At 63.3% G+C, this 4,504-nt stretch carries 5 protein-coding genes; 3 read left to right on the top strand and 2 right to left on the bottom strand.

Going from position 1 to position 4,504, the window contains the following annotated elements:
• Window positions 1-240: hypothetical protein (locus ACR2JI_RS16290; RefSeq protein WP_526391820.1), on the top strand; the 240-nt coding region annotated here is incomplete at its 5' end.
• Between the two features lie 45 nt (window positions 241-285).
• Here ACR2JI_RS16290 and ACR2JI_RS16285 read toward each other — a convergent pair.
• Complete coding sequence (locus tag ACR2JI_RS16285) at window positions 286-483, bottom strand: hypothetical protein (RefSeq protein ID WP_526391818.1); 198 nt, start codon at window positions 481-483, stop codon at window positions 286-288.
• A gap of 30 nt (window positions 484-513) precedes the next feature.
• Window positions 514-1,848, bottom strand: a complete 1,335-nt coding sequence (locus ACR2JI_RS16280; protein WP_526391816.1) for a replication-associated recombination protein A — start codon at window positions 1,846-1,848, stop codon at window positions 514-516.
• Between the two features lie 409 nt (window positions 1,849-2,257).
• Here ACR2JI_RS16280 and ACR2JI_RS16275 point away from each other — a divergent pair, with 409 nt between their 5' ends.
• Entirely contained in the window at window positions 2,258-3,850 is a 1,593-nt protein-coding gene (locus tag ACR2JI_RS16275) for a hypothetical protein (protein ID WP_526391814.1), read from the top strand.
• A gap of 99 nt (window positions 3,851-3,949) precedes the next feature.
• A partial coding sequence (locus ACR2JI_RS16270; protein WP_526391812.1) for an LGFP repeat-containing protein occupies window positions 3,950-4,504 on the top strand: 555 nt, incomplete at its 3' end.

The following is a 4,504-nucleotide window of genomic DNA, read 5'->3' as shown; positions in this document are numbered from 1 at the left end:
CTGCGACCACAATATGTCAATAACATCGGCATCTTTCGGCTGGAGGATGTGGTGCAGGATCACGCTGCACTTTTTCAGTTTCTGGGAACGGTCGCCAAACCGCGCTCGTCCAAGAGGTTGCGGGCCAAATCGAAGAATGAGGTCGTGTTATCAGCGGCAGAGGATGACGTCTATACGATGGTTCAGTCGGCCTTGACCGAAATTGAAAGGCCACCCACTGCGACTGAACTCGGTTATTGAAAATATCCGAGTTCCAGCAACCGCTAAGACCGAAGCCTCAACCGTTCACTGGGTTTCCTTCATCAGCAAGGCTTCGGAGAATGATTCAAGATCAAAGGTATCGTCGGGTACCGACGCCATGATGCGTTCGGTTATCGCTGTCAGGACAATATCGCGTTTTCGGGCTTCGATGAAACCAAAGTCAAGGTTGGACGCCCAGACGAAATCAACCTCCAGGAATGTTTCCGCCAGCAAACCGGTCAACGAATGCAGCCGATGTCCATGGAGTCCAGGCTACGGACGCGCGCGCCGGATGATCGCGCGCAACTTCTCCAGGCGGCCGGCCAGATCACGTTCCGCGCCGTGCCGAGTCGGGCGGTAGTAATCAGCCCCCACGACCTCGTCGGGCGGGTACTGCTGCGCCACTACGCCGTCGGGATCGTCGTGCGGGTAGCGGTAGCCCCTCGCATGCCCCAATCGCTCGGCGCCGGAGTAATGGCCGTCGCGTAGCGGGGCGGGCACCAATCCGGCCTTCCCCGCGCGGATGTCGGACATCGCGGCATCCAGTGCGACGGTGACCGCATTCGACTTCGGCGCGGTGGCCAGATGCACGGTGGCGTGCGCGAGCGTCAGCTGCGCCTCGGGCATCCCGATGAGTGCGACCGTCTGGGCGGCGGCCACTGCCGTCTGCAGAGCGGTCGGATCAGCCATGCCGATGTCCTCGCTGGCGAGAATCGTCAGACGGCGGGCGATGAATCGTGGATCCTCCCCCGCGGTGAGCATCCGAGCCAGGTAGTGCAGCGCCGCGTCGACGTCCGAGCCGCGAACCGACTTGATGAAGGCGCTGACGATGTCATAGTGCTGATCGCCGTCACGGTCATAGCGGACAGCGGCGCGGTCCAGCGACTGCTCGATGACCTCCACGGTGACCGGATTGCCTGCAGCGGCGGCGGTCTCGGCGGCGACCTCGAGGGCGGTCAGTGCGCGCCGGGCGTCTCCCGCGGACAACTGCACGAGCAGTTCCACAGCATCGCCGTCGATCGCCACCTCTCCGCCCAGACCCCTCGGATCGGCCACCGCCCGACCGATCACCTCCCGGATGGCATCAGGACCCAGCGGTTGCAGGGCGAGGATGAGCGAGCGCGACAGCAGTGGCGCCACCACCGAGAAAGACGGGTTCTCCGTTGTGGCCGCGACCAGCAGCACCACCCGGTTCTCAACGGCGGCCAGCAGTGCGTCCTGTTGGGTCTTGGAGAACCGGTGCACCTCATCGATGAAGAGGACTGTCTGCCGGCCGTGCATCGCGGCGCGGCGTGCGTCGTCGATGACGGCTCGCACCTCTTTGACCCCGGCGCTCAGCGCCGAGAGCGCCTGGAACTGTCGTCCGGTGGCGTGAGAGATGAGCGAGGCAAGTGTGGTCTTGCCGGTGCCCGGCGGCCCGTAGAGGATCACCGAAGCCGCACCGGAGCCCTCGATCAAACGGCGCAGTGGTGCGCCGGCCCCGAGCAGATGGCTCTGGCCGACGACCTCGTCCAGCGAGGCCGGACGCATCCGAACCGCCAACGGCGCGGGCGCGCCACTGCTGACCGGCGACTGGGGGTCCGGGACGTCGAAGAGGCTGTCGGACACGGGTATCAGACTAGGGCGCGGGGCGTTGGCCTGCGCCTTGGCGTTCTCTTCGCATCCGTCAGGCATGCGGCCGGCCCGCTGACGTTCACGTTCGCCAGAACAGACGCGCCACGGGGTGATTTCGACGCCGAAGCGCAGTTTTCGCAATGTCACCGGGGTTACATCGTGGTGACCGATTGGGACCGCCGAAAAGCGGACACGAACACCTGGTTATACCAGTCCAACACCAGTTTTGTGCTTCGCTGCCATGCGCCGCTTTTTACGTTGCAAAAGTTTTGCCAAATCCAACACGGCAAAGAATTGATTGGCTACGTTGGTGCTCCTAACCGGAGAAACCGAGACGACCTGCCCGTTTCGGCGTTGAGCGGGGCGCCGACGGCATGGGGCGCTCAACTGTGAAAGGGAACCCGTGGCCGACAAGATCCCCAACAAAACGCTCAACATCGTCGACAATTTCGTCGACAAGCCCTACACCGTTCAGCGGCTGGTCGAACGACCGGTCGAGAAAGTCGTAGACAAGCCGGTCACCCTCGAGCGGGTGATAGAGCGTCTTGTCGTCGACACCGTCGACAAGGTCGTGGATAAGCCGGCGCAGGTGTCGCGTCTGGTCGAGCGCCCGGTCGTGACAGTTGTCGACCAGGTCGTCGACAAGGCCGTCAAGGTCAGCCGTCTCCTGGAGCGGCCGGTTGTGACCGTGGTCGATCAGGTCGTCGACAAACCGTTCAGGGTCAGTCGCACCCTTGAGCGTCCGACTGTGACGATCACTGACACTGTCGCCGACAAGCCCGTTGCGGTGCAGCGACTCGTCGAGCGCCCAGTTGTCAACATCGTGGACAAGATCACCGACAAGCCGATCGAGGTGCAGCGGCTGGTGGAGAAACTGGTCGTCTCCATCGTCGACAAGGTCCAGGAACGCCCCACCCAGGTTCAGCGTCTGGTCGAGCGGCTGATCGTCGACATCCAGGACAAGGTGGTGGAAAAGCCGGTCACCGTCCAGCGGCTGATCGAGCAGCCGGTGGTCAACATCGTCGAGAAGGTCATCGAGGTGCCGGTCGAGAAGATCGTCTACAAGACCGTGGAGAAGCCGGTCGAGAAGATCGTCGAGATCACGGTGGAAAAGCCCGTGATCAAGACGGTCCAGAATATCGTCGAGGTGGTTGTCGAGAACGTCATCGAGAAGATCATCGAGAAGCCCGTCGACCGCATCGTCGAGAAAATCGTCGAAAAGCCCAACATCATCGAAAAGGTGATCGACAAGCCGGTCGACCGCATCGTCGAGAAAATCGTCGAGAAGCCCAACATCGTCGAGAAGATCATCGAGCGTGCGGTCGACCGAGTGGTCGAGAAGGTCGTCGAAAAGCCGAACATCATCGAGAAGGTGATCGACAAGCCGGTCGACCGCATCGTGGAGAAGGTCGTCGAGCGGCCCAATATCGTCGAGAAGGTCGTGGAGAAGTCCGTCGATCGTGTTGTCGAGAAGGTTGTCGAGCGACCGCGCATCGTCGAGAAGGTCATCGACCGCCCGGTGGAGAAGGTGCTCGAGAAGACGATCACCCATCCGGTGCTGGTGGAGAAGATCGTCGAGCGCGAGGTCGAGTATGTCGATGAGCGGATCGTCGAGCGTCCGGTGGAGACCCTCGTGGAGCGCATCGTCGAGAAGCCGGTCTACCGGGAGGTCGAAAGGATCGTCGAGAAGCCGGTCGAGAAGATCGTCGAGGTGGTCGTCGAGAAGCCGGTGATCGTCCACAAATTCGTGGAGAAGCCGGTCGAGCGAATCGTGGAGCACGGCGAAGAGGTCACCGTCAACCGCCGCCTCGTGGGCAAGGCGTCGACGGTCGCGGCGAAGTTCGTCGAACGGGAGGCCCGGCAGGTGGAGTGGGTCGAGCGTATTACGGGCGAGCATCCGGTTGACGACATCGTCGGTGACGAGTCGGCTGCCTTCCGGGCCCGAGAGGCCTACCTGGTCGATCCCAAGGACGATCCGGGGCACCGTCGTCACTGACGTTGCCGCGGCACAGCATGACGCCGGGGCGGTCGAACCCCCTCCCGCCCCGGCGTCATCCATCGCTGAAAAACTGAAGACAATACGGAGGAGTTTGTTGTGACAGATGTGTCGGGTTACCGCCGCGGTACCGCGTTGACGCTCAGCGGATTGGTCGTCATCGCCGGCGCCACGCTGGGCGGTGCGCCCGCGGTGTGGGCCGAACCGGGCGCCGACGCCGTCAGTGCGATCAACGACCGCTTCGCCGCGTTCGGTGGCGAGGGATCCCTGCTGGGCGCACCCGTAGGTGATGCCGTGGACGTTCCGGGAGGCGCGGAGCGGCCGTATGCCGGCGGCGCGATCTATTACTCGAAGGACACTGGCGCACATGTGATGTACGGCGCCATTCTCGAGCGCTACCAGGCACTCGGCGGTCCGGCCGGCAGCGGGCTCGGGTTCCCGAAGAACGACGAGTCCGACACCGGCGACGGCACCGGTCGCTTCAACGACTTCTCCGCCCCGGAAGGGGCGTCGATGTACTGGACGCCACAGTGGGGCGCGTCGGTGATCAAGGGCCGCGTGCTCGAGGCATGGCGCCAATCCGGCGGCGTCACAGGGCCTTTCGGCTACCCCAGCGCGGACACCACCGTCGTCGACGGCGTTCAGACCGGTAAG

The sequence above is a fragment of the Mycobacterium sp. genome, assembly GCF_051006775.1.
GTDB lineage: Bacteria > Actinomycetota > Actinomycetes > Mycobacteriales > Mycobacteriaceae > Mycobacterium.
Note: the sequence above shows the minus strand (reverse complement) of the source record. Positions and strands in the feature narration are given on the sequence as shown.